The organism is Globicatella sp. HMSC072A10 (genome assembly GCF_001811625.1).
In the GTDB taxonomy this organism is placed as follows: domain Bacteria; phylum Bacillota; class Bacilli; order Lactobacillales; family Aerococcaceae; genus Globicatella; species Globicatella sanguinis.
In genome coordinates, this window is sequence record NZ_KV805799.1 from 7,490 (window position 1) to 7,836 (window position 347).

General features: G+C 40.9%; 1 protein-coding gene. It reads left to right on the plus strand.

The genetic code is table 11. The annotated features are described in order from the left end of the window. Positions 1-347 (plus strand): G5 domain-containing protein (locus tag HMPREF2811_RS09280; protein ID WP_141749307.1); only part of this gene is annotated, 347 nt, incomplete at both ends.

Below are 347 nucleotides of genomic sequence, written 5' to 3' on the forward strand. Positions count from 1 at the left end.
ACTAAGTCTGAAAATGGCGAAACTAAACAAACCAAAGCTCCAGTTAAGCGAATAGTTGAAGTGGGTCCAGGCACAACGGATGGTACTCACACATACACAAGCAAGAAACCATTTGAAGTAGAGGTAAGAGTAAACCCAGAACTTAAGAAGGGTGAGCACAAGGTAGTTCAACAAGGTGTTGAAGGGGAAGAAGAATATACGATTACGATTGAAAACTCAAAAGTAACCAATACTTCAGAACCAAAAGAAACCAAAGCGCCGGTTAACGAAATTATCGAAGTGGGAACTGAAGACTTCACTGGTACGCATGAAACGAAGAAAACCAAGGCGATTGAGTTTGAAACAGA